The organism is Chryseotalea sp. (assembly GCF_057350905.1).
This window is the reverse complement of record NZ_JBMRCF010000008.1, coordinates 446,125-469,824: the sequence shown is the minus strand read 5'-3', so window position 1 is coordinate 469,824 and position 23,700 is coordinate 446,125. Positions and strand designations below refer to the sequence as shown.

Below are 23,700 nucleotides of genomic sequence, written 5' to 3'. Positions count from 1 at the left end.
TATCCAGCGCGAAATCCTGTAAGTAATATTTTGCATGATCAGCAAGCATTATGGTTATTTGTAGAAACACAAACCCAAATGCACATGAGAAAACTAGTGGTTATTTTCTGCCTGCTGGTAGGTTTAGTCGGTTGCCAATTAAATCAAGAAAAGATGAACGAGTTAGTGAATGATGTACACTCTTTTTCAAGACCTGCACAAGTACGTGTAACACATTTACATTGGCAGGCCAAGGTTGATTTCGAAACCAAAACCATACAAGCACAAGCCGATTGGCAAATTGCACACAATGAAGGCGATTCAATAATATTGGATACACGAAGTCTTACCATTCAAGGGGTTAAAGTTGATGGTGTGCAAGTAGCATTTACATTGGGTAATCAAGATCCGATACTCGGACAGGCACTGCGCATTCCCATAAAAGCAGATTCAAAAATAGTAAGTATCAGCTACACCACTTCCCCATCGGCAGAAGCCTTACAATGGTTAAGTGCGCAACAAACTGCTGATAAGCTACAGCCTTTTTTGTTCACACAATCGCAAGCCATTTTAGCGCGTTCCTGGTTGCCATGTCAGGATTCACCCGGAGTACGCTTCACCTATGAAGCCTATGTACAGGTACCCTCAGCCTTAATGGCTTTGATGAGTGCCGCTAACCCGCAACAGAAAAGTGCAACAGGCGAGTATCATTTTAAAATGAAGCAGGCCATTCCTTCTTATTTATTCGCCTTAAGTGTTGGTGATTTCGCTTTTAAACCCATTAGTGAACGCAGCGGTATTTACGCTGAAGCATCTGTGCTGGATACAGCCGTATGGGAGTTTGCCGATCTGGAAAAAATGATTGCTGGTGCAGAATCACTTTACGGTGCTTATGCCTGGGAGCGTTATGATGTGCTGGTGTTACCACCTAGCTTTCCTTTCGGTGGTATGGAAAATCCACGCCTTACTTTTGCAACGCCCACCATATTGGCGGGCGATCGCTCACTCACTTCTTTAATTGCCCATGAACTTGCGCATAGCTGGTCTGGTAATTTAGTAACCAATGCTACCTGGAATGACTTCTGGCTGAATGAAGGATTTACAGTTTATTTCGAACACCGCATTATGGAAAAGCTGTATGGTAAAGATTATTCAGAAATGCTTGCGGCTCTTTCTTATGCAGACCTGCAGGCAACCATTGCTGAACTAACCAAGGATGGTATGGCAGAAGATACCAAACTGAAACTGAACCTGGTTAATCGTAATCCTGATGATGGCGTTACCGATATTGCCTACAACAAAGGTTATTTCTTTTTAAGAAGTATTGAAGAACAATTCGGGCGTGAAAAATTTGATGCCTTCCTGAATGATTATTTTAAAGAGCAGGCTTTTAAGGTGATGACCACAGAAGCATTCATACCCTACCTGCGCAATTATTATCAAAATAAATTTAACATTACACTGGAAGATACACTTTTCGAAAAATGGATTTTCACTGTTGGACTTCCGGATGACTGCCCTAAACCACAGTCGCTTGCCTTCGAAAAAGTTGATAAGGCCTTGTATAGTTTATTAACCACGGATGAATTGCCACCAAGTATTACACAACAATGGACAACGCACGAGTGGCTGCACTTTATCAATAATTTACCAGCAGGCTTAAGCGAAGAACAAATGCTAAGATTGGATCAAGTGGGCAAGTTTACGCAATCCGGTAATGCAGAGATACTGTGTGCATGGCTTGTACAGGCAGTGCGATATAACTATGCACCTGCTAATGCCAAGCTGGAGTCATTTTTGGTAAACACCGGCAGACGGAAATTCCTCAGTCCAATTTACCAGGAGTTGCTGAAAACAGCGGCTGGTAAACAGCGTGCACTTGCCATTTATGAAAAAGCCCGACCTAATTATCACTTTGTAGCCACCAATACTTTCGATGCTATGCTTAAAAAGTAGCAGAAGAGTGTGCCTTGGTGTCGGATACTTAGAGAATCTTTACAATATTTGCGGGATTAATCTTACCACACCTTATCCAAAAGCATGAAGTACAAACGCATTCTCCTGAAACTCAGTGGTGAAGCCCTGCAAGGCAGCTCTAAAAGCACGAATATTGATCCGGCAGTGCTGGAACAGTATTGTGAAGAAATTAAGGCTGTTCGCGACCAAGGTGTAGAAATTGCCATTGTGATCGGAGGCGGAAATATTTTCAGGGGTGGACAGGCCGAGGCCTTGGGCATAGAACGTGTGCAGGGCGATTATATGGGCATGCTCGCAACCGTGATTAATGCCATGGCTTTGCAGAGTGCCTTGGAAAAACATGGTGTTTATACCCGACTAATGGCTGGTATAAAAATGGAGCAAGTTTGCGAGCCATTTATTCGCAGACGGGCCATCCGACACCTGGAAAAAGGGCGCATCGTCATTTTTGGTGCGGGTATTGGTAATCCCTATTTTACAACAGATTCTACCGCCAGCTTACGCGCTATTGAAGTGCAGGCTGATGTAGTTTTGAAAGGAACACGTGTTGATGGTGTGTACACAAAAGATCCAGAGAAACATCCAGATGCAGTGCGCTACAGTACACTATCATTCCAAGAGGCATACGAAAAGAACCTCAACATTATGGATATGACGGCCTTTACCTTGTGTATGGAAAACAACTTACCCATTATTGTCTTTGACATGAACAAGAAGGGTAATTTATTGCGCGTAGCTAAAGGCGAGGAAGCAGGAACATTAATCAGTTAATTTTTACAGATAACAATAAAGATCAATTCATGGAAGAGCTTGAATTATTATTGGACGAAGCAAAAGACCTGATGAATAAAGCATATACCCACGTGGGTAATGAACTTGCTAAGATTCGTGCCGGCAAAGCAAACCCGGCTATGCTGGACAGCGTTCAGGTTTCTTATTATGGTTCCATGTCGCCACTCAATCAAGTGGCCTCAGTAACCGCACCAGAGGCACGTACACTATTTATTAAGCCTTGGGAAAAAAGTTTGATTCATGAAATCGAGCGTGCTATCACAAACGCTAACCTGGGCTTGAATCCACAAAATGATGGTCAGCAAGTGATCATTAATATTCCTATGCTGACAGAGGAGAGAAGAAAGCAACTGGTGAAGCAGGCAAGTCAGGAATGCGAGCATGGTAAAGTAAGTGTGCGTTCTGTGCGTAAAGAGATTAATGAAATGATCGACAAACTGAAAGGTGTTTCAGAAGATGATCAGAAGGTATCTAAAGAAACCGTGCAGAAATTAACAGATGAATTTATTTCTAAAATTGAAGCCTTGATGAAAAAGAAAGAAGGCGAGATTATGACTGTCTAGTTTTAGTTAACTACCAACAAATGGACAATTGACTGTAATAGGTTGGTTGTCCATTTTTATTTCCCCCCATCTCTCTATGAATCCTAATGATGATTCAAAACGATAATAATGAGATTGCTTATTATGATTCGACCGACATTTTCTCCTTTAACCATTCCATAGCAGAATCGAGACTTCTGAAAAGTTTAATCTCCACGCTGTTCGTTTTTACGACTTTCAGATATTGATTAATGGCAAACACCGAAAACACATCGCTTGATATAACCAGTGCCGAACGTTTTCCCCCATACTTTTCAAAATTCAACGCCACCTCCTTACTCATAAAGTCATTAAGTTTTGTAAATGTTCCTAACATTTCAGTGGCATCATGCAATACAAAGTAGCAAGGGTGAGTTTGTATGAAAGACATTGTTTTTTTGAATGCTTCAATACCTAAATCAAAATTTACGATACCAGTCCACTTGTAGGTGAGTAGTTTCAAATCAGGGTTGTATGTTACCGACACGAATTTATTGGTGATGAGGATATCCATGCTTGATAATGATTAGCCAATTCAAAATTAACACGAGCTATTACTGGACTCAATCGTAAAACATCCAAACAATATCCTTAAAGGGTTATTTAAGACATGGTCTTAAATCTTAGCTGCTTATATTTGAATGATAACTAATACCGAAGAACCAGCTATTTATATGATCAGTAGAGGTTTACCTGGCTAAACAACTCACAAGTACTTAAATCCGTAAAACAGATAATGACCACTGACATCATTGAAATAAATGACTTCATTGTTTTAATCGAACAATCGAATGCGGCAAATGAACTTATACAAAAGTGCGAGATTGATACGGATGTTGTCGGTTTTGCTTTCTATGGATCCGGCCATGTAGAATTAGAAATAAAGCACAATAGCCAAACTAAGTACGTGATCAACACCACAGGAATGGCTATTTCTTTTTTTGGCAATCAAAAAGTAGAATTTTCGCATAAGATTGCTCCGGATAAACCATTGCAGTCGATTAGTATTTTTACCAGAATTAAAAACCTGCATGCTTTAGCGCAGGCCGAACAACAGATTTTCCGAGAACAACTCCCTCAACTACTGCATCCAAAGGAAAATTTTGTAAAAGGTCCTTCGCTGTATATGAATTTGGAAATGCAGAACGCAGTGCAGAAAATTTTTAACACTACCTATACAGGTAATACACGATTGTTGTTTTTGAAAAGCCAGGTAAATGAATTACTGGCCCATTTTTTTGCTCTCCTGTCAACTGAAAATGAATGCAAGATCAGCGATAAGGACAAACTTTTTCAGGCTAAAGAAATCATCACCAATAATATGGCGAAACCACCTTCGTTAACGGAGCTGTCTAAAACCATAGGTCTTAACAGTAATAAACTGAAGCGAAACTTCAAGGAATTATTTGGTGTGCCGGTCTTCAAATTTCTTCAGGAAGAAAGACTCAAGAAAGCGCATGAGCTACTTACCACCAGCGATTTAGGTGTTCAGGAAACAGCCTGGTATGTCGGCTACGAAAGCATCAGTTCTTTCTCAAACGCTTTTCAAAAAAAATTTGGTTTAAGACCGAATGACCTAAAGCAACAATTCTTTTCGAACAAATCTTAATTCTTTCAGGACAAATCAATCGGTAAATACAAGTACAACTTTGTATAAAGTATTTTACTAAAAGACATTTGTATGAAAGAAAAGAAAATTTTAGTGCTTGGTGGAACAGGAAAAACCGGTCGCAGGGTTGCGGAACGATTAAAGCAATCCGGAGTGAGTAATGTTCGTATCGGTTCGCGCGCGGCACAGCCTTCCTTTGATTGGGAGAACGCCAGTACCTGGAATGAAGCAGTCAAAGACATTGACACTGTGTATATCACATTTCAACCCGATCTGGCTGTTCCTGCTGCACCTTCCCTTATCCGAAACTTTACCACACAGGCTTCACGAATGGGAGCAAAAAAAATGGTGTTGCTGTCTGGTCGTGGGGAGAAAGAAGCGCAGGTATGTGAAGAGATTGTAAAACAAAATGCCAATGAATGGACTATTGTTCGAGCAAGCTGGTTTAACCAGAACTTTAGTGAGAGTATTTTCCTGGATCCCCTTTTGGCTGGTCATGTGGCATTGCCACGTGCAGAGGCATTAGAGCCATTTACCGATGCAGATGATATTGCGGATGTTGTCGTGCAATGTCTGTTGGATGAAAAACATAACAAACAAACTTATGAACTGACAGGACCGCGACTGTTGACTTTTCAGCAAGCCGTTTCAGAAATAGCAAAGGCTACGGGGAGGGACATTACCTTTCAGGCACTTTCTTTGTATGAATACACAGATATGCTTCGTCAATACCAGGTGCCGGAGGATCACATTTGGCTGGCGAATTATCTTTTTACTGAAGTGCTGGATGGAAGAAATGCCAGTGTGAAAAATGATATCGAAAAGGTGCTTGGCAGAAAAGCAAAAGACTTTTCAGAGTATGTGAAAAACACGGTCAGCACTGGTGTTTGGCGTTCAGCAACTTTAAATACAGCTGAATAGTATGAATTACCTTAGAGCAATAAGATCTGGTCTTATCGTTTGGATATTGTTGATCATTACATTCGAAACGTTAAGCAGCATTCCGGGCATTCAGAATTCACTGCAGCGACAAACAATTGTGGTGGCGATACTCATGCTTGCTTACTCCACATTGGGAGCAACTTTGTACTATAACAAGGGTGATAAACATCATGGTATAAAAATAGGACTGATCATTTCAGCTACTGCGCTTGTATTGGATGCCCTTATCACAGTTCCTTTTTTTGAAATACCAGCCGGAAGAAGTTACCAGAGTTTTTTTACGAGCCCTTTGCTCTGGATGTTGGTCCTGATAAACATGATAGTAGTGTATCTCTTTTGGAGATTGAGAATTAAGTAGCAGGTAAACAGTTTGTTAATTACGATGTTACGGTAACATGTATGAGGCTATAATTGAGCAATACAATTCGATGATAAGAGGTATTTTTTCAGTTGTTCTTGCCCATAACGAGGGCAACTGAAAAGATATTTGCAAAACATTTATCAGAAGTCATCTCAAAGATACTTCGAAGAGTACGCGACATTGCTATGAACGAAGCGTTGAATGATCTCTGGTTTTCAATCAATAGTCAGTCAAAGGTCTTAAGTTCTCTTTCTATATCTGCCAGATAAATTTTATCCATCGGATGTGTGTATGGATCAAATCGTCTATAACCTTTCAGATAATGTGTTTTGGCCTTTTCCATATTCTCCATGAAATCTTTTATCGATTTCTTTTTTTTGTAGATAAGTGCCAGATAATAATAAGGTTCAGCTAGGTACTCATTATAGGCAATTGATTTTTTAAGATAAACGATTCCACCATCCAAATCACCCAGCTCCATTTTTAAAACCCCAACATGGAGATAATCGTATGTCATAGGTGAATAGTTTTGTTTAGCCAATTGCTGTTCCATTATTTCAAGAGCTTTTGCTTTTTGACCAAGGGCTTTATAGCATAATGCTTTGGCAAAATTCAGCTGGTAATCACCATTAATAGAATAGCCAATGTCATGCGGAGATAATGAATCCAGTTTTTCAAGATCACTGATCGCACCCTTATAATCTCTGATAAATTGATACCTGGCCCAGCCCCTGTATCCTAGATATTCCATTGGACTTAATTTAACAGCTTTATCAATCAGTCTTCTGTAAGTAACAAAATCACCACGCTTTAAGTAGGGCACCGCTTTTTCGAAATACGCGTAAGCAAAATTCGGACAGAGCGTTATAGCCTGATCGAATTTTAGCTGCGATCCCCTCGTACCTTGTCCGTAAGTTTCTTCTGTAGCGATTATACAGGCTTCATAACAAACCTGGTTGTTTTCCATTTTGTATACATTGCAATTAATCTGAGCAATCGTGCAGAGGGGAGCAGTCACTAGAAAAGTAAATACATATTTTTTCATATGTTATTGTCTATTTTTCTGTTTTAGGAATGTATGAAATGACTATTCAATTATTATGTTGATCAACTTATTTTTTTACACGTGATTTCATGGCATGATCTCGATAAGCTTGCCATTTTCAATTTTGAATGTCAGGTATTGGTAATAATCAAAGGCTATTCCTTCTCCTTCAAACTCACCCACTATCCAGCCGTCTAATTGTTTTGTTAGTTCTAGAAGCTGCTTAGTTAAGGGTTCGCTAAATACTTTCTCTTTGTAATCAGTGTCCATGCCCAACACCCTGAATCTGCCGCTTTCCCCCTTACAGTTAATGATAAAACGGATGGTGAGATAGCCAGATTCAGGGATAGCATCATTTGGTTTAAAACCAGCTCTAAAATGTTCATTGATTTTTATTTTCTCTCCTTTGTAATTCAGCCCTTTACCAAAGTTATAATATTGAAAGACCTGTGTTTCGTCACAAACCTTAAAGGTTGAATCATCAATTTTTGCATCGAAGTAGATGTCGCCTACTTGCTGGGGATAATTGTTTTGCTGCTCTTGCGTTTGTGCACAGGCGTAAAGCGTAGTTAATAAAATGAATATGGAAAGGAAGTTCTTCATGTTAACCTTAGTTTTACTATTGGTAACTAAAATACTAATTTAATTTCTTGGTGTAACTCAACAAAGAGCCTATATCACTCATTGAGTAGACTTATTTCTCTTAAGAGATTTGATTTTGCACTTTCTTCAAATTTACCATGGAAAAATTTCGTTTTGAAAACCCTATCCATTGCTAGAAAATGATTGAGTACTTTTTTACGTCCTGGATTATAGATGAGGTCGGGATAGATACCATACTCTTTTCGTACAGCTTTATAATAATGTGAGTAAGCTTCCCAGCCCTGACCCAATATAGAAAGATCGGCATCTGTAAAATAGTTTGTATCGCTATTCAATGACGCAATATGTGATTTCGTGGCCAGAATTTGTTCTTGACAAAGTTCAATAACTTGAGTGGGGACACCAATTTGTTTCATTCGCTGAACGGCCAGCTTGGCACTTTTTTCTTCATTATCGGACCGTAATGGATTATAAATGATATCGTGATAATAAAGTGTAAATAGGATTGCTTCCCAGTTTTGTATTTTATCCCTTACTTGAGTCAGTTGCAACAATAAATTATCGAGATGGGCTAAGGTATGATAATATCTTTTTTTGTTCGTGTAGTTCTTCTCGATTTCAAGCCATAACTGCTCCCACTGTTCTTTGTCGCTCGTGTAGTTTGTGACAAGCGTTATGAATGTTTGTTTGAGGAGCATGCTTCGTGCCTGGTTAGATTATTTCAATCGCAATTTAACATTTTGCTCTCTTTGCTGTGTTGGATTTACCATTAAGAAGCCCGATCAAAGGGCCCGCGACCAGAGTTTTGTACCTTCTGATTATAGCCTTTAACCCTTATCTGCTCTTTGTCTCCCGATGGGAAGGAGGAGCATAGAGAAGTGCGAGATTTTTTCATAATCAGCGAGAGAAACAGATTTCAAAAAAGCAGCGTCTCTTTGGAGACGCTGCTTGGACAAAAAGATGGCAGTTAGTTATGAGAGTTTGCGTAAATTCTGTTTCAGCGCTGGATTCTTTTCTATCCGATCAACCATCAAACTGAATCTGTCATAATCTTTTTTATTCTTTATGACATAGTTAACCGAGACAGTTCTTCCTTTATGTTCGAACTCAATTTTATTATTACCACCATGGTGAATACCAAATAATTCTTTTGGCATACCTAAATACTCATCTACATAGATTACTAAATTGGTCAGTTCAGAAAATGGAATTCTTACATCTCTGACCTCTAAGTATTGTTCAGTAACTACCAGCGTAGCTTTCCTTTCTCCGTGAGCACTGATGCCCATATACTTATCATCATAAAGCTTGATGCCCAGCACAACAATTGAAAAGCCTATTGCGGTTTTAAAACCAATGAAAGGAAATCCTGTGAGGCACAAAACCCAAATGAGACCAATAGATCCGAAAATGCCAAGGTTATATAGTAAGCGCTTTCGACTCTTCTCTTTTGTTTTTTCAAAAATGCTGGCTCTAAACTCTTCCACAGTATATTGTTTTAATAAAGTTTTTTTGTCTGAGGCCACTCATCCAATTGAAGAGGAGCATATACCCACACACAATCTTTCCATTTCTAGAGTAAGAAACAGGTTTCAAAAAAGCAGCGTCCCTTCGGAGACGCTGCTTGGACAAGGACTATCGTTACAAATGATGCTTATAAAGAGATAAGACAAGAAGATCTTTGATTAGTGAATGACTATTTATTAAGTAGCTTCTCTAGCATAGCCACCTTTTCACGCTCAGATTGGAGCAGGGCTTCATATAGCTTTTTATTTTCTTCGAGTGCAGTCAACCATTTATCAACAGGGTTGAAATTTAGTGTGCAATTATTGTTATATGATCCGGCATTATCATGAAGCGTACTGGAGATAATGTTGATAACAGTTTCTTCAGTAAAATTTTTAATTGACTCAGCATTTACACCAAGGGCTTTGGAAACACGTTCCAGCGTTGCATCTTCCAACTGTTCACTTTGTTCCAGTTTACTGACTGCCTGCTGGGTTATACCAAGCTGTTCGGCCAAAGTCTCCTGTTTTACGCCCAGTAATTCTCGAATACGGCCGATCTTACGGCCTATGTGACGTGCCTGCTTTGTTTCCATTATTCAAATATAAAATTTTAGAGCTATGTAAAAAACAACAACTTCTCTCCCTCATAGTTACCCGAAGCAAACGCTGAGGAGGAAAAACTGAATTGTCAATTGAATCAATGCGCTTCCAGCCAATTCAGTCCTACACCTGCCTCCACTTCCATAGGCACTTCTAATTGTATGGCATGTTTCATCAGGCGTACTACGTTTTCTTTTACATGGTCTTTTTCTTCTTTGTGCAGGTCAAACACCAATTCATCGTGTACCTGCATAATCATGCGCGAGCGTACCTGCTCTTTTTTCATCCATTGTTGAATGTTTACCATGGCGATTTTTATAATGTCTGCTGCACTGCCTTGTATGGGTGCGTTGATGGCGTTGCGTTCTGCAAAGCCCCGGGTGGTTACGTTGCGTGAGTTGATGTCGCGCAGGTAGCGTCTTCGGCCTAATATCGTTTCTACATATTCTTTCTCGCGTGCCTGGTTAATCGACTCGTCCATGTAGCGCTTAATACCTGGGAATTCTTTGAAATAGGATTCAATGATTTCTGCGGCTTCCGTTCTTGAGATACCCAGGTTCTGTGACAAACCAAAGGCGGTGCTTCCGTATAAAATACCAAAGTTTACTTCCTTGGCCTTGCGTCTCATATCGGGCGTTACTTGTTCAAGGGGTACACCAAAAACTTTAGCAGCGGTAGTCGCGTGGATGTCACGTTTATTTTTGAACGCTTCAATCATGGTTTCATCTTTCGCAAAGGAGGCGGCTATGCGCAATTCAATTTGCGAGTAATCGGCCGACATGAACAAAAAGTTTTCATCGCGAGCGACAAAAGCTTTTCGGATGGCCCTGCCTTTCTCGGTACGTATGGGTATGTTCTGTAGATTAGGATTATTAGAGCTTAATCTTCCCGTAGCGGCTACAGCTTGTCGGTAGTCGGTATGTATTCTGCCATCACGAACTGAGATCAGTTTAGGCAAGGCATCCACGTAAGTAGAGCGTAATTTTTCATACTCGCGGTAATCGAGAATTTTTTTAGCAATCGGATGTTCATCTGCCAAGGTAGCTAACACTTCTTCGCCCGTGGCATATTGTCCGGTCTTGGTTTTTTTGGCTTTGTCAACGAGTTTCATCTTATCAAAAAGAATCTCGCCTAATTGTTTTGGTGAACCGATGTTGAATTCTGTTCCAGCCAGCTTAAAAATTTCTGCTTGCACTGCTTCAGAAGCCGCACGCAATTCTTCCGACATTTTTGCTAATACTGCTGTGTCAACTTTTACTCCTTCAAATTCCATATCAGCCAGCACACTGAGGAGGGGCATTTCTACATCACTCATCAAACGGGCATGGCCACGTTTTTCTAATTCGCGTTGCAGTTTTTGTTTTAGTTGCAGACTAATATCCACACGTTCGCAGATGCGCTCAGTGAAGTTGTGTGTTTCTTCCAGCAATTGGTACTGCAAATGTTGTCCGCTGAGTAGAGAAAGATCATGACCGATTTCAGGTTCAATCAAATAGTGGGCAATCATCGGATCAAACAGTTTTCCGTCAACTGCTAAGCCAAACTCTTTTAAAGCGAGGAGTGTAGATTTAATATTGTAACCGATTTTGCCAACGGCTTTATTGGACAATACTTCTTCAAAAATTTTCGGCAGTGTAGTATCTGCTTTTGTGAATGGTATATAATTCACTTCACCAGTCTGCATCGAAAAAGCAAGTGTGAATTTTTCGTCAGTCTCTTTACTTAATTCAAGCGAAAACTCTTTTTGCTTGCTAAGTTTATCAGCCAGGTTCTGACATTCATCTTCTCTGCTTACTGTTTTGTATGTTACCTTACTCGCATCAAAACTTTGTGATCCAGTATTCGTCTGTTGATCATTTGCTTCACCACCACCAAACATAGAAAGCTGGGAAGTTTCCGGAGCCTTAATGGTAGCCGGAGCATTACCATCAGTGAAGACACGCGCTGCTAATGTTTTAAATTCAAGATGATCAAAAATTGGTTTTAGTTTTTCTTTATCAGGTCCGGTGTAGACCAGGTCTTCTTCATTAAACTCAACAGGTACTTCTGTAAAAATAGTGGCCAGCTTTTTAGACAACAAAGCTTGTTCTCCATATTGTTCTACCAGTTCTTTTTTCTTGCCTTTTAATTCATGTGCGTTAGCAATGATATTTTCAATGGTGCCATATTTTTTAATCAACTCTGCCGCTGTCTTGGGGCCAAAACCCGGAATGCCTGGAATGTTATCAACACTATCACCCTGCAAGCCGAGTATTTCAATTACCTGCGATACATTAGCAATATCCCATCGCTCACAGATTTCTTTTTCCCCCATAATGTCAACGGTATTGCCGAGAAAAGCAGGCTTGTATAAAAAAATATTTTTGTCCACTAACTGCCCATAGTCTTTGTCGGGTGTCATCATGTATACTTCAAAACCCTGGGCTGCAGCTTTTTTGGATATAGTGCCGATCACATCATCAGCCTCGTAGCCATCTAACTCCAGAATAGGAATATTGAAGCCACGAATAATTTCTTTAACGGTGGGTACACCACTGCGGATGTCTTCGGGTGTTTCCTGGCGATTGGCTTTATATTCTGTAAAAATCTCATCACGAAAAGTAGGTGCCGAAGTATCGAAGGCAATGCCAATGTGTGTTGGTTTCTGTTTAAACAACACCTCCAGCAGCGTATTGGTAAAACCAAAGGGTACAGAGGTATTAATGCCCTTGGAATTGATGCGAGGCGTTTTCACAAAAGCAAAATGTGCTCTGTAGATCAGGGCGTAGGCATCCAACAGGAATAGTTTCTTTTCGCTCATAACTTGTATGGAAATGGATCAGAAAATTATCACAATTAATTCACAATCCGAACAAACAAGACTTATAGTTTAGTATAAGTTACTACTAAAATGTAGATTATCTTCAAGCACTAGATTTTCTTGATATTTGCTTATTGGCCTCACTCCTTCCTCTCTCCATCAGAGAGAGACAATTGAATCAAGAAATCAAGTGCTTGCTTTAAGGTGTTAAATTTCAGTCGGACAATAGTATAGTTTATCTTAGCGGCAAGATGAAGCTGGTAAAGTTTTACAGATTGCTGAATACTTTGAGTATAGACGTTATGTTGGGCTCAGTGTGTGGTGCATTAATGTTTGCCAACATGCTACAGGTAACATTGCTGCCTTATGGTATTGCAGCACTGGCGCTCAGTGTTTGGATCATCTACACCACAGATCATTTGCTTGACGCAAAAGAGGTAAGAGGCTCAGCAGCTACAACGCGGCATCGCTTTCATCAACTACATTTCAATAGACTATTGTCTGCGGTGCTACTCGCAATTGTTGTCGTGATTGTATTATTGTTTTTTATACGTGTACAGGTATTGTATGGAGGCTTGTTGTTGATGGGTGCGGTGGCGCTTTATTTGTTGTTACATCGTTACCTGAAAATCCCGAAGGAAATCTTAATCAGTATCTTGTACACCTGTGGCGTATTGCTACCCTCGTTTATGGTAACAAGTTTATCGTGGCAGGCAATTCCACTGGCTAGTATCACAATGTTTATGCTGAGTGCACTTGCTAATTTGCTGGTTTTCTCCTGGTACGATTATGAGAAGGATCAGCAGGATGGCTTTAAGTCAATAGCCATTACGCTTGGCAAAAACAGGATTAAAATTGTAGTATGGTTAATTGGCCATGTTGGTTTTGGATTGTGCTGGATGGAAAATGACAAGACTGCAGCGTTACTGATTTTCTTTATGATTGCCGTACAGTTGATACTGATCAGTTTCCCCGTGTTTTTTATCAAGCATGAACGTTATCGTTTGTTTGGCGATGCAGCCTTTATGCTTCCACTGCTTTATTTTCTTTTGTAAGTTCTTTCTCCACCTGTTGAACCAGCTCGGCTCGCTCTTCCATTAAAGCAATAATTTTTTTCAAATAGCTGATCTCCTTTGTGGCCAGGTTTAAGTCATCGTTCAGTTTGGTAAGCTGCAAATCCTTTAATGAGTCCTGCTCACCTTCCTGACAATAGTATTGGAAAAAGTTATGCTCCAGCACCTGCGATATGCGCAGCAATAAGCCCGTGTCGAGGTGACGCTTCTTAAAAATCCTGTAAACATTCTGGCGTACAGTGCCTAATTGCTCTGCGAAATCAGAGAGTTTACTGCCTTTTTGCTCGAAAACCTGCTGAATGAGCTCGCCAATATGAACTGATTTAGATTGATTAAGGTTAACACTCATGTGACACTTGTAAATTAAAAGGTTACAAATAAACACAAAAATGTAATAAAATGTAAACATTAGGTTTACTTTTTCGTTACAAAAGCGATTCATCGGCAGAAAGGTCGGAGGTGGCTTTGATTAAGTATTCATTCATGTACAATTCGTTAACCAGGGAAAATGCTTCCCTAAACATTGAAAAGGACAAATCCCTTTTTAACATTTTAAGAGGCTTTGAAGAGTTTATTCTCAATAAAGAAGGGCTAATTATCAGCAGCAACCTGGAGGTGGTTAACATCACTGGCTATGAAGAGTGGGAGGTTATCGGCAATCATATTTCACTTTTTTATAGTTCCGAAGACCGGGAGTTAGCAAAGCCGGAAGCAGAACTGGCCCTGGCAGCAGCACAAGGTCAATTGGTGCTTAGCGATTGGCGCGTTAAAAAACGCAATGCCAGGTTTTGGGCCAAAATGAAAATCAACAGACTGCAAGATGACAACGGTATCCATACTGGTTTTCGTGTGGTTTTAAAAGACACCACCCATAAAGCACTCTACAACCACCGTGTTAAAAGAATTAAAGACGAGTACCTGAATCTTTTCAACAATGCCTACACAGGCATTTTTAAGTTTAGGATGAAGGACCTTCGCATTTTACTGCTAAATGAAAAAGCAGTTGAAATTTTAGAAAGAGACGAATCAGGTGATCTTAGTTTTCAGGATTTGTTTATAGAGGCCGATCGTTGCGCTGTACTATGCCAGACTTTATATGACCAGGCAAAGGTTGAGAATTTTGAATTCCAGATTTCAAATACAGATCGTAATGAAAAATGGGTGGGCATCAGCTGTCGCTATTTTGCTGAGCAGGGTTTTGTAGAGGGCATTCTGATTGATATAACCGAGAGCAAACGTCAGGTAACGGAATTGCAGAAACTTAACCATGAGTTGGATCAATTCATCTACCATGCCTCGCATGATTTACGTTCACCATTAACCACAATTTTAGGATTGGTGAACCTGATTCACTTAGATGAGCCATCACCCCTGATTAAAAACTATGCACAACTGATTAATGAGCGGGTACATCATTTGGATGGTTTGTTGAAGGACCTTGTATCGATTACTTATAACAATAAAACAGAACCTACAGCTGAGAGCATACACATTGAAACAGAAGTGCGTGCCTTGCTTAAAGAGTTTCATCATCAGTACAACCAGGTGCATGCTTACCTGGATGTAAGTGGTGATGCTGTATTTACTACAGATGTAGTGCGTTTCAGAACGATTTTAAGAAATATTATTTCTAACGCACTCAAGTATCACAATCCACAAGCAACTCCTCCGTTTGTAAAAATCAGTGTAGCAGCCGATGCACAGCAAATGTTGCTAACCGTAGAAGACAATGGTTTAGGTATTGATCAGGCTTATATCGATCAGATTTTTGGTATGTTCTTCAGAGCTACGATTCAGGCGAAGGGTACGAGACTTGGTTTGTTTATTACCAAGGCCATGGTAGATAAATTAGGAGGCAAGATCAGTGTGAAATCGCAGATAAAAATGGGGACAACCTTTTTTGTAGAGCTACCAACGTTGATGAGTTGATGTGCTGATGAGTTGATGTGCTGATTCGTTTATTCGGTGATGTGCTGATTGATTTGAGGATTTGATAATAAAGAAATCTGTCATTGCGATGAACGAAGCAGGGGCAGAGCGTTTGGGTGAGGAAGCAATCTGTGCTGATAAGGTGATTCGTTTGTATGTTGATGGATTTGAGAAGAGGATAAGAACACATCGCCAATTTTAAATATTGAGTTTGAAATTTGAAATGATAATATGAACGTAGTATTTGACGAGGACTTTGCTAAGGTATGGAGCGATGGCTACTCACCTTGCATTTTTGCTACCATGTATCACATCCCTTCTTTAACACGCTTTAAAGAAATGAGTGAGGCATATCTTAAATTGGTAAAAAAACTTTCGGGCGAATATCGAGAGGTTTACGGTATCTCCAACCTCTCAGAATCACAACCTATATCGATTGAAGCCCTGTACTTGTACTATAATAGTTACCTGCCCAAGCAGTTTCAAAACGGACTACAGTATAAGGCTTATGTAAAACCGAAAAACCTTTTCTCGCAATTTTCGTTGGAAGAAGTCTTAAAAGGCCTTGATCCCCAAAAAGTGGGTGTATTCAATACGTTTGAGGAGGCTTTACAGGCCGTAAATAATAAAAGATCCGAAAAAAATAAGCGTTTCTATGGTGAAACAGTTTTATAGGGACGATTACGTTACTATTGAATTAGATGATGAGGTTCCCTGTGTAAAAGCTACCGCACAGGGTTTGCCCAAGTTTAGTGAACATTTTCAGCTGGTACAGGTAAAAAGGCTGGAGTTACTCCATCAGGAAATAAAAAACTTTGATCTACTCCATTTATTAACAGACAGCCGGCAAGCTGGCCCGATTTTGGATATTGATGTTGAGTTCTTTAAACAAAGTGTGCTTCCAGAAATTGAAAGCATGGGGGTGAAGTTTTGGGCGATTGTATTACCCAAAAGTAAGTTTACCCGTTTTGCTGTAAGAGAAATGATATCGCAGTCGGATCAGATTGAATTCTCTACCTTCGAGGACATGCGCGAGGCGCGTACCTGGCTGAAAAGCAAATCTGTGCTGGCACTTTAATTAGTTTTCAACTCTCTCAATAAAAAAACCTGTACAGTGCGAATTGTACAGGTTTCCTTTTTTATTGCCCCGCCTTTGCCGAAACGGCTACGTGTAAGCGGTCTCTTTAATCATCCTCTCCTTTGGAGAGAACTGGAGGTGTGGGGCCAGTAAGTTCAGTTTATTTCCTGCTATAGTTCGGTGCTTCGCGTGTAATGGTTACATCATGCGGATGGCTTTCTGTAACACCAGCTGATGTAATTTTAATAAACTTGGCTTGTTTCAACTTTTCAATGTTTTTGGCACCACAGTAGCCCATACCTGCTTTAAGTCCGCCAACCATCTGATACAAGATTTCGGAAGCTTGTCCTTTATAGGCTACGCGTCCGGAGATTCCTTCAGGTACCAACTTCTTAATATCATCTTCCACATCCTGGAAGTAACGGTCTTTCGATCCATCGTCCATGGCTTCCAAAGAACCCATACCACGATAAGCCTTAAACTTACGACCTTCAAAAATGATCATCTCACCCGGTGCTTCTTCTGTACCAGCAAGTAAAGAGCCAACCATAATGCTATTGGCACCAGCAGCAATGGCTTTTACTAAATCACCAGAGAAACGTATACCACCATCAGCAATCACGGGTACATCAGAGCCCTTTAATGCTTTTGCAGCTTCGTATACAGCCGATAACTGAGGAAGACCCACACCAGCAACAATGCGTGTTGTACAAATACTACCTGGGCCCACGCCAACTTTTACAGCATCTGCGCCAGCTTTTACTAAAGCTTTTGCTGCTTCACCCGTGGCAATGTTACCTACGATAAGATCCAGTTCAGGATATTTTTTCTTTACACGCTTGGCTGCGTCCATCACACCTTTAGAATGTCCGTGTGCTGTATCAATACTGATAATATCTACTCCGGAATTTTTAAGTGCTTCAATTCTATCTAATACATCAGCAGTGGCGCCCACCGCTGCCCCTACACGCAAACGACCAAATTTATCTTTGCAGGCATTGGGTTTATTTTTCTTTTTAAGAATGTCTTTATAAGTAACAAGACCTGTCAGTTTGCCCTTCTTATTAACCACAGGAAGTTTTTCGATTTTGTATTGCTGAAGAATCACTTCAGCCTTTTCGAGTGTAATCCCTTCCGGAGCGGTGATCAGGTTCTCTTTAGTCATGATCTGTTCAACAGGAATGCTCATGTCCTTTTGAAAACGCAGGTCGCGGTTTGTAATAATGCCTAACAGCTTTCCATTACCATCAATAACAGGAATGCCCCCGATTTTATACTCACGCATAATTTTTTCAGCATCACGTACAGTCGAGTTGATCAGCAGTGTGATCGGATCGAGGATCATACCACTCTGCGAACGTTTTACTTTTCGTACTTGATCAGCCTGTGCTTCTATACTCATATTTTTATGAATGAAGCCAAGTCCTCCCTCCAAAGCCATGGCAATGGCCATCTCGGCCTCCGTTACCGTATCCATAGCAGCAGATACAATGGGTATGTTCAGCTGAATGTTGCGGCTAAGTTTGGTGGTGGTGTCTGTTTCGCGCGGCAGTACTTCGGAGTAGGCCGGAACAAGAAGCACGTCATCGTATGTGAGGGCTTCAAAAAGGAATTTGGTGCTGTCTAGCGCCATAGCAAATAATATTTACGATCTGTTATTTGCAGGGCAAAAGTAGACTTAATTCTGCAATAAGCCAATGAAGCAACAAATCAATGCTTATTTTTACTCAACAAATCTTGTTTTATGAAAAAAACAGCTTTTTCTATTGTATTATCTTTAGTTGCATCGATTTTATTTGCACAGGTTCAAACCGGCAAGGCATCTTTTTATGCCGATAAGTTTGAAGGCCGCCCTACAGCCAGTGGTGAAAAGTATAAGCACAACAAGCTAACCGCTGCGCACAAGACTTTGCCCTTTGGTACGAAAGTGCGTGTTACCAATACCAGTAACAATAAAAGTGTAGAGGTGGTGATCAACGACCGGGGACCTTACGTAGAGGATCGCGTTATTGACTTGTCTAAGTCTGCAGCAGAAAAACTCGGCTTTATCAACCAGGGTCTTGCCGAAGTTAAGGTTGAAGTGATTGATGCAGGGGATGGCAAAACAAGTGATACCCCAAGGCCCATTGGTAATGTAGTGGTGGAGGAAAAGGAGTTTTACACTTTTGAAGTGGAACGAAGCAAACCATCAGGTTTTGGTGTGCAGATTGCCACTTACCAGGAGTTGGTTAATCTGATGCGACTGACAGATAATTTAAAGAAGTCGTATCAGAAAAAAGTAACGGTACAGGTAAAGGTGCTTAATGGTGTAAAATATTATGGCCTCGTACTCGGTCAGTTTCCTTCTCGTGCCAAGGCTGAGCAATTCAGGGCCAGCGTAAAAGGTAAATTTCCAGATGCATTTATTGTAGATTTTGGGAGATTGTAATTGATGTGCTGATTCGTTAATTCGTTGATGTGCTGATATGCTGATTGATTTGAAAATTTGATGATTTGATAATTTGAAACCAGTGTACTGTCATTGCGAAGAAACAGCAGCGTGCATGGGAAGCGTTGACGAAGCAATCTGAACTGATATGGTGGTGTAATAATTCGTTGATGTGCTGATTGATTTGAAAATTTGATAATATTAAAATCCGTCAGACAGCTGTTCATTTCTGCTTTCAGCTGTCTGACGGATAATCTCTTTTATAGAAGCACTACTTTTTTGAAACTACTAATATCCAAACCGATTAGCGCTTATTAGATGTTCAGCTTAGACCATTGTGTGGCATAAGTAGATGCATCTTACTCCGATCTCAATCCCTTTATCGGGTTCTCCACCACAGCACGCATACCATGTATACTAACCGTTAGTAAAGCAATCAGGAGTGTAGCCATACCCGCTGCGGCAAAGAGCCAAGCTTCTAAACCGATTTTATACACAAACCCATCCAGCCATTGTTTCATCAAGAGGTAAGCGAGTGGTGTAGCAATGACGATAGCAAGTAAAACCAGTCGAACAAAGTTGTTGGATAGAATACTCAATAAGTTCCATGTAGAGGCACCCAATACTTTTCGAACGCTTATTTCTTTGCTGCGTTGTTGTATCATAAAAGAAGATAGACCAAACAAACCAAGACAAGCAAGAATGATGGCTATGCTGGCAAACAAATTCATCATTTTGCCCAGCTGTACTTCGCTGCGATACATTTTTTCATACTCCTGATCCAGAAAGCCGTAATCAAAAGGTCTGTTAGGCAACAATTGTTTCCACTTTGTTTGCAGAAATGCAAGTGTACCCGCCATGTCATCGCCCTTTACTTTTACCATAAAACGATTACCCCACGAGGCCGTAAATAAAACCAGAGGCTGTATGTTTGTGCGCAGGGACTGAAAATTGAAATCTTTGATAACCCCAACAATTTTTCCAGGACTGTTGAGTATCATTTCTCTTCCTATTGCCTCTTCAGGCGAGTTAAATCCCAAACGTTTTACAGCACTTTCGTTGAGGATATAATAGAACTGAGTTTTTTCCCAGTCCATATCAATCGTACCCGCCACTTGCTCTTCAGTAAAATCCGTTCCGGCAATTAATTGCAAGCCTGTTGTTTTAATATAACCCTCATCTACGGGATTGGCATTGGTGGCGATAATTTCATTTTCAGGCATGGATGGTAATCGCATGCTGTAACCACTGGAAATATTGACTGGTGTGCTGGCACAGCGTGAGACATGTATAATGTTGGCGTTAGTTTTTAGTTCGTTCTTCAAGGTCACCATTTGATTATGCGAAGTATTCCACCCAACCGAAAGTGTAACTACATGTTCGCGATCATAGCCCAATTTTTGATTTTGAATAAAACTGAGTTGCCCTTGAATAATACCAGTGGCGATGATAAGAAATACAGAAATAGCAAACTGAAAAACAGTAAGTGATTGCTGTAATATTTTAGCGGAAGAAGAATTTTTAAAAACGCCTTTTAGTACGCGTGCCGGCTGCATTTTTGATAAAATTATGGCAGGGTAACATCCGGCAACAAGACTCAGCAAGAATGTAGCAGCCAGTATGCCTGCCAGAAATGATGGCGTGAAGAGATGGGCAAGGTCAAGCTCTTTATTAATAAGTTCGTTAAATGCAGGTAGTAAAGTAGTGGCTAGTGCTATACTAACCAGTACAGCGAGGCCGCTCAATACAAAAGCTTCACCAATAAATTGCCAGAATAACTGTGAACGCACTGCACCCGAAACTTTACGAATGCCTACTTCACGTGCACGCTCTATTGATTTTGCTGTACTTAGATTGATATAGGTAAAACATACAATAACCATAATCAGTAGGGCCACACCACCGAGTGTGTATAAATAAGTGATGCTGATACTGCCTGTAAAGTCAGGATAAGGAGAACGCAGGTGAACTTCTGTGAAGGGCTCTAGGTAGAAACGAATAAAGGCTCCACTACCCTTCATTTCATTTTCCATAAAGGGATGCAGTTTTTCCTGCAAGGGAGCAAAAGCACGTTCGTTGTTCAGTAGCAGGTAGGTTGTGTAATTGGCATTGAAATATGTTTCTTCCTGATTGGCTTTTAATGAGGAGAAAGAGGCGAGGAAATCAAATTTAATTTGTGAGGTGGAGGGATAATCACGTAAGACTCCGGTTACTTCGTAGGGGGTACTTTTATTACCGACCAATAAAGTTTTTCCTACAGCGGATTCATTCCCAAAGTATTTAAATGCGGTAGACGCAGTAAGTACAACTTTTTCGGGTCCGTTTAATGCCGTGGCAGGATTACCCTCCAGCATATCATAAGCAAAAGCCTGAAAGAAGGACGAATCTGCAAACATGAAATTGCTTTCCAGCATCGGCTCATTATTCAGCTTCACAATCATATCAGCATCTGTCATGCGTATACCCTTTTCCACCTCAGGGAAGGTTCGTGAAAATACAGGCGCTACTTTTGTGCTGGTAAATGTACCCCTGGATTTATCAGTACTGCCTTCAAAACCGTATTCCATAACTACGCGTGCAATTCTATCCTTATTCGGCTGAAAGGCATCAAAGCTCATTTCATGATAAATAAATAAGGTAATTAGCAAGGCAGAGGTAATGCCTGCAGTTAAACCAAATACATTAATAATGGTGGCAACCTTATTTTTCCAAAGATTGCGTACGGCTAGTTTTAAATTATTCTTGAGCATAATACTGTGATAAAATTTTGGAGACTGATCCATTGAACGAATGATGCCAGGGCGAAAAAGCAATAACACATCAACAATGAAAAGTAAATCTGCTTTTAGCTTACTGTAATTTTTGATACGTCTTTCATATACCTCCATCAAATCGCCTTCGATATAATCTGCCAGCTCCGGCTGGCAATACCATTGGAAAAAGCGAAGTGCAAATAAGGGGGGTCTTGCTTTCATAAAGGATTTTAAGCAAGCACTGCCTTCGTAAGTTTTGAATCCAGGATAACAGTAGGAATGGCGTTCCAGAGTTCATCTCTGGTTTGCTTGCTATAACGCATCGCTTTTTTTCCTAAAGCCGTAATTTCAAAATAACGTCTTGGACGGCCAGCCCTGTCCTCCGTGCTCTCGCCTGCAAATGATTTCAAGTAACCCTTTTCTTCAAGTCTTTTCAGTGCAGTATGGAGTGCGCCCATACTTACCGTTCTTGCCAGTCTGGATTCAATTTCATCTTTAATGGCCACGCTGTAGGCCTCACTATTTAATATGCAAACAGTAAGTATGACGATCTCTTCAAACTCGCCCAGTTGATAATTTTTCATATTATCTAAATGTAGGAATAATAATCATGCCAAAACTTTAATCATTAAAATTTTGCATTTAGCAGAATATAAGCTGGTGTAATGTGTTCGCATCCGTACAAAATGGATCGCTGGCGTGCAAAATTTTAAAGTAATTTAAGAACCTGACTTTACAAATATCATCATCTGTAAAGCCAGGTTTTCAATTACACATTTGTATGTAAAGTGTTATGGTAAATTTTACTGCTCTCAGGCAAATCATTCAAGTGTGGCATCTTTCCCCGGTGGTATTCGGTGTAGAGCCTTTTAATATCATCCTGAGTATTACCTATAAATGGTCCATGACTAACTATAGGTGCATGGTGTGGCGTTCCTGCATATAAAATAAATCGAGCACCCTCGTCTTTAGTGTTAAAAGTAATTTCATGGCGATCATCAATCACAGATTTTTCCATCCAGGCAGATTGACCAGCTACTACTTTTGTATCTCCAACCCATAAACTACCGCTAAGCACATAGATGAAAGCTGTTGCATAAGTAAGTGGTTGTACCGCACTTACATCGTCCTTTAAATTAAAATCTACCAGCGTAAAAGGTGTGTAGTTTTGTAGGGGAGACGTTAACCCATGACTACTGCCACTATACACACGAATTTCACTTTTATCTGTTTTCAGGGTAGGCACATTTTCAAGCAACAGCTGTTGAAGCCTGGGTTCAGCCCAACGTTGATCGGGTGGTAAGGCTAACCACAGCTGAAGAATGCGCATCTGAGTTTTTGTTTTGATTTCCTCTGTGTGGATTATTCCTTTTCCGGCAGTCATTAATTCCAGACTTCCCGTTTTCCATTCTTTATCATTTCCCTGCAATACGAGTGTAACGGTTTCGAAACCAGCATGTGGATGTGGCCCGCCCGCAGGTTCATGCCCGGGTAAATCTAATTGATCATCCATGAGCAATATAAAAGGATCGGTTTCCGAAAAATGCTGACCATCTATAATGGCTGCTGCCTGATGCCCTTCACCTAAAAAGCCCTGATGAAAACTACTTGTTTTTATTTTTGATATAAATCTGTTTTTCAT

The 23,700-nt window shown here is 40.4% G+C and carries 23 protein-coding genes; 11 read left to right on the top strand and 12 right to left on the bottom strand.

The window, feature by feature from the left end; translation table 11 throughout:
* The first annotated feature begins 84 nt into the window (after positions 1-84).
* The 3 genes from ACO1XM_RS10590 to frr all read left to right on the top strand — a co-directional run bounded on the left by ACO1XM_RS10590 (position 85) and on the right by frr (position 3,311).
* On the top strand, positions 85-1,935 hold the full coding sequence (locus ACO1XM_RS10590; protein WP_486228669.1) for a M1 family metallopeptidase: 1,851 nt from the start codon (positions 85-87) through the stop codon (positions 1,933-1,935).
* 84 nt (positions 1,936-2,019) lie between these two features.
* The gene (gene pyrH / locus ACO1XM_RS10585) at positions 2,020-2,727 is read left to right on the top strand and encodes a UMP kinase (protein ID WP_127121918.1); all 708 of its coding nucleotides are present in this window, start codon (positions 2,020-2,022) and stop codon (positions 2,725-2,727) included.
* Positions 2,728-2,756: 29 nt separating this feature from the next.
* The gene (gene frr / locus ACO1XM_RS10580) at positions 2,757-3,311 is read left to right on the top strand and encodes a ribosome recycling factor (RefSeq protein WP_486228666.1); all 555 of its coding nucleotides are present in this window, start codon (positions 2,757-2,759) and stop codon (positions 3,309-3,311) included.
* 121 nt (positions 3,312-3,432) lie between these two features.
* Here the strand turns inward: frr and ACO1XM_RS10575 are convergent, their stop codons facing one another.
* A complete protein-coding gene (locus ACO1XM_RS10575; protein WP_486228664.1) occupies positions 3,433-3,843 on the bottom strand; it encodes a hypothetical protein in 411 nt (136 codons plus the stop codon).
* 222 nt (positions 3,844-4,065) lie between these two features.
* Between ACO1XM_RS10575 and ACO1XM_RS10570 the strand changes: the two genes are divergently transcribed.
* The 3 genes from ACO1XM_RS10570 (at position 4,066) to ACO1XM_RS10560 (ending at position 6,238) form a co-directional block, all read left to right on the top strand.
* Positions 4,066-4,938 (top strand): helix-turn-helix domain-containing protein, encoded by an 873-nt coding sequence (locus tag ACO1XM_RS10570; protein WP_486228663.1) that lies wholly within the window; start codon positions 4,066-4,068, stop codon positions 4,936-4,938.
* 72 nt (positions 4,939-5,010) lie between these two features.
* Positions 5,011-5,859 carry an NmrA family NAD(P)-binding protein gene (locus ACO1XM_RS10565; RefSeq protein ID WP_486228661.1) on the top strand — a complete coding sequence of 283 codons (849 nt, stop codon included), beginning with the start codon at positions 5,011-5,013 and terminating at the stop codon, positions 5,857-5,859.
* A gap of 1 nt (position 5,860) precedes the next feature.
* Positions 5,861-6,238 (top strand): DUF5367 family protein, encoded by a 378-nt coding sequence (locus ACO1XM_RS10560; protein ID WP_486228659.1) that lies wholly within the window; start codon positions 5,861-5,863, stop codon positions 6,236-6,238.
* Between the two features lie 229 nt (positions 6,239-6,467).
* Here the strand turns inward: ACO1XM_RS10560 and ACO1XM_RS10555 are convergent, their stop codons facing one another.
* The 6 genes from ACO1XM_RS10555 to polA form a co-directional block, all read right to left on the bottom strand.
* Positions 6,468-7,286: a tetratricopeptide repeat protein gene (locus tag ACO1XM_RS10555; protein ID WP_486228657.1), complete on the bottom strand. Its 819-nt coding sequence runs from the start codon at positions 7,284-7,286 to the stop codon at positions 6,468-6,470.
* Positions 7,287-7,373: 87 nt separating this feature from the next.
* Complete coding sequence (locus ACO1XM_RS10550; protein ID WP_486228655.1) at positions 7,374-7,889, bottom strand: hypothetical protein; 516 nt, start codon at positions 7,887-7,889, stop codon at positions 7,374-7,376.
* A 74-nt stretch (positions 7,890-7,963) separates the two neighbouring features.
* Complete coding sequence (locus ACO1XM_RS10545) at positions 7,964-8,587, bottom strand: HD domain-containing protein (protein ID WP_486228653.1); 624 nt, start codon at positions 8,585-8,587, stop codon at positions 7,964-7,966.
* A gap of 273 nt (positions 8,588-8,860) precedes the next feature.
* A complete protein-coding gene (locus tag ACO1XM_RS10540; protein ID WP_486228651.1) occupies positions 8,861-9,376 on the bottom strand; it encodes a hypothetical protein in 516 nt (171 codons plus the stop codon).
* A 209-nt stretch (positions 9,377-9,585) separates the two neighbouring features.
* Positions 9,586-9,990 carry a helix-turn-helix domain-containing protein gene (locus tag ACO1XM_RS10535; protein ID WP_486228649.1) on the bottom strand — a complete coding sequence of 135 codons (405 nt, stop codon included), beginning with the start codon at positions 9,988-9,990 and terminating at the stop codon, positions 9,586-9,588.
* A gap of 104 nt (positions 9,991-10,094) precedes the next feature.
* The gene (gene polA, locus ACO1XM_RS10530; protein WP_486228647.1) at positions 10,095-12,797 is read right to left on the bottom strand and encodes a DNA polymerase I; all 2,703 of its coding nucleotides are present in this window, start codon (positions 12,795-12,797) and stop codon (positions 10,095-10,097) included.
* A 251-nt stretch (positions 12,798-13,048) separates the two neighbouring features.
* Between polA and ACO1XM_RS10525 the strand changes: the two genes are divergently transcribed.
* Complete coding sequence (locus tag ACO1XM_RS10525; protein WP_486228645.1) at positions 13,049-13,852, top strand: UbiA prenyltransferase family protein; 804 nt, start codon at positions 13,049-13,051, stop codon at positions 13,850-13,852.
* On the opposite strand, the gene ACO1XM_RS10520 is transcribed toward ACO1XM_RS10525, so the two are convergent.
* Positions 13,821-14,219, bottom strand: a complete 399-nt coding sequence (locus ACO1XM_RS10520) for a hypothetical protein (RefSeq protein ID WP_486228643.1) — start codon at positions 14,217-14,219, stop codon at positions 13,821-13,823. The two genes, ACO1XM_RS10525 and ACO1XM_RS10520, sit on opposite strands and share 32 nt — an antisense overlap.
* A gap of 134 nt (positions 14,220-14,353) precedes the next feature.
* Between ACO1XM_RS10520 and ACO1XM_RS10515 the strand changes: the two genes are divergently transcribed.
* The 3 genes from ACO1XM_RS10515 to ACO1XM_RS10505 all read left to right on the top strand — a co-directional run bounded on the left by ACO1XM_RS10515 (position 14,354) and on the right by ACO1XM_RS10505 (position 16,877).
* Entirely contained in the window at positions 14,354-15,799 is a 1,446-nt protein-coding gene (locus ACO1XM_RS10515; protein ID WP_486228641.1) for a sensor histidine kinase, read from the top strand.
* 231 nt (positions 15,800-16,030) lie between these two features.
* A complete protein-coding gene (locus ACO1XM_RS10510) occupies positions 16,031-16,474 on the top strand; it encodes a hypothetical protein (protein WP_486228638.1) in 444 nt (147 codons plus the stop codon).
* Entirely contained in the window at positions 16,455-16,877 is a 423-nt protein-coding gene (locus ACO1XM_RS10505) for a hypothetical protein (RefSeq protein WP_486228636.1), read from the top strand. The genes ACO1XM_RS10510 and ACO1XM_RS10505 overlap by 20 nt, the downstream gene beginning before the upstream one ends.
* 160 nt (positions 16,878-17,037) lie before the next feature.
* Here ACO1XM_RS10505 and guaB read toward each other — a convergent pair whose 3' ends face one another.
* The gene (gene guaB, locus ACO1XM_RS10500) at positions 17,038-18,510 is read right to left on the bottom strand and encodes an IMP dehydrogenase (RefSeq protein ID WP_486228634.1); all 1,473 of its coding nucleotides are present in this window, start codon (positions 18,508-18,510) and stop codon (positions 17,038-17,040) included.
* A gap of 111 nt (positions 18,511-18,621) precedes the next feature.
* Here guaB and ACO1XM_RS10495 point away from each other — a divergent pair, with 111 nt between their 5' ends.
* A complete protein-coding gene (locus ACO1XM_RS10495) occupies positions 18,622-19,305 on the top strand; it encodes a septal ring lytic transglycosylase RlpA family protein (RefSeq protein ID WP_486228632.1) in 684 nt (227 codons plus the stop codon).
* Between the two features lie 359 nt (positions 19,306-19,664).
* Here ACO1XM_RS10495 and ACO1XM_RS10490 read toward each other — a convergent pair whose 3' ends face one another.
* From ACO1XM_RS10490 to ACO1XM_RS10480, 3 genes are all read right to left on the bottom strand, one after another.
* Positions 19,665-22,280 (bottom strand): ABC transporter permease, encoded by a 2,616-nt coding sequence (locus ACO1XM_RS10490; protein ID WP_486228630.1) that lies wholly within the window; start codon positions 22,278-22,280, stop codon positions 19,665-19,667.
* Positions 22,281-22,288: 8 nt separating this feature from the next.
* Positions 22,289-22,642 carry a PadR family transcriptional regulator gene (locus ACO1XM_RS10485; protein ID WP_486228628.1) on the bottom strand — a complete coding sequence of 118 codons (354 nt, stop codon included), beginning with the start codon at positions 22,640-22,642 and terminating at the stop codon, positions 22,289-22,291.
* A 185-nt stretch (positions 22,643-22,827) separates the two neighbouring features.
* Positions 22,828-23,700 (bottom strand): pirin family protein, encoded by an 873-nt coding sequence (locus ACO1XM_RS10480; RefSeq protein ID WP_486228626.1) that lies wholly within the window; start codon positions 23,698-23,700, stop codon positions 22,828-22,830.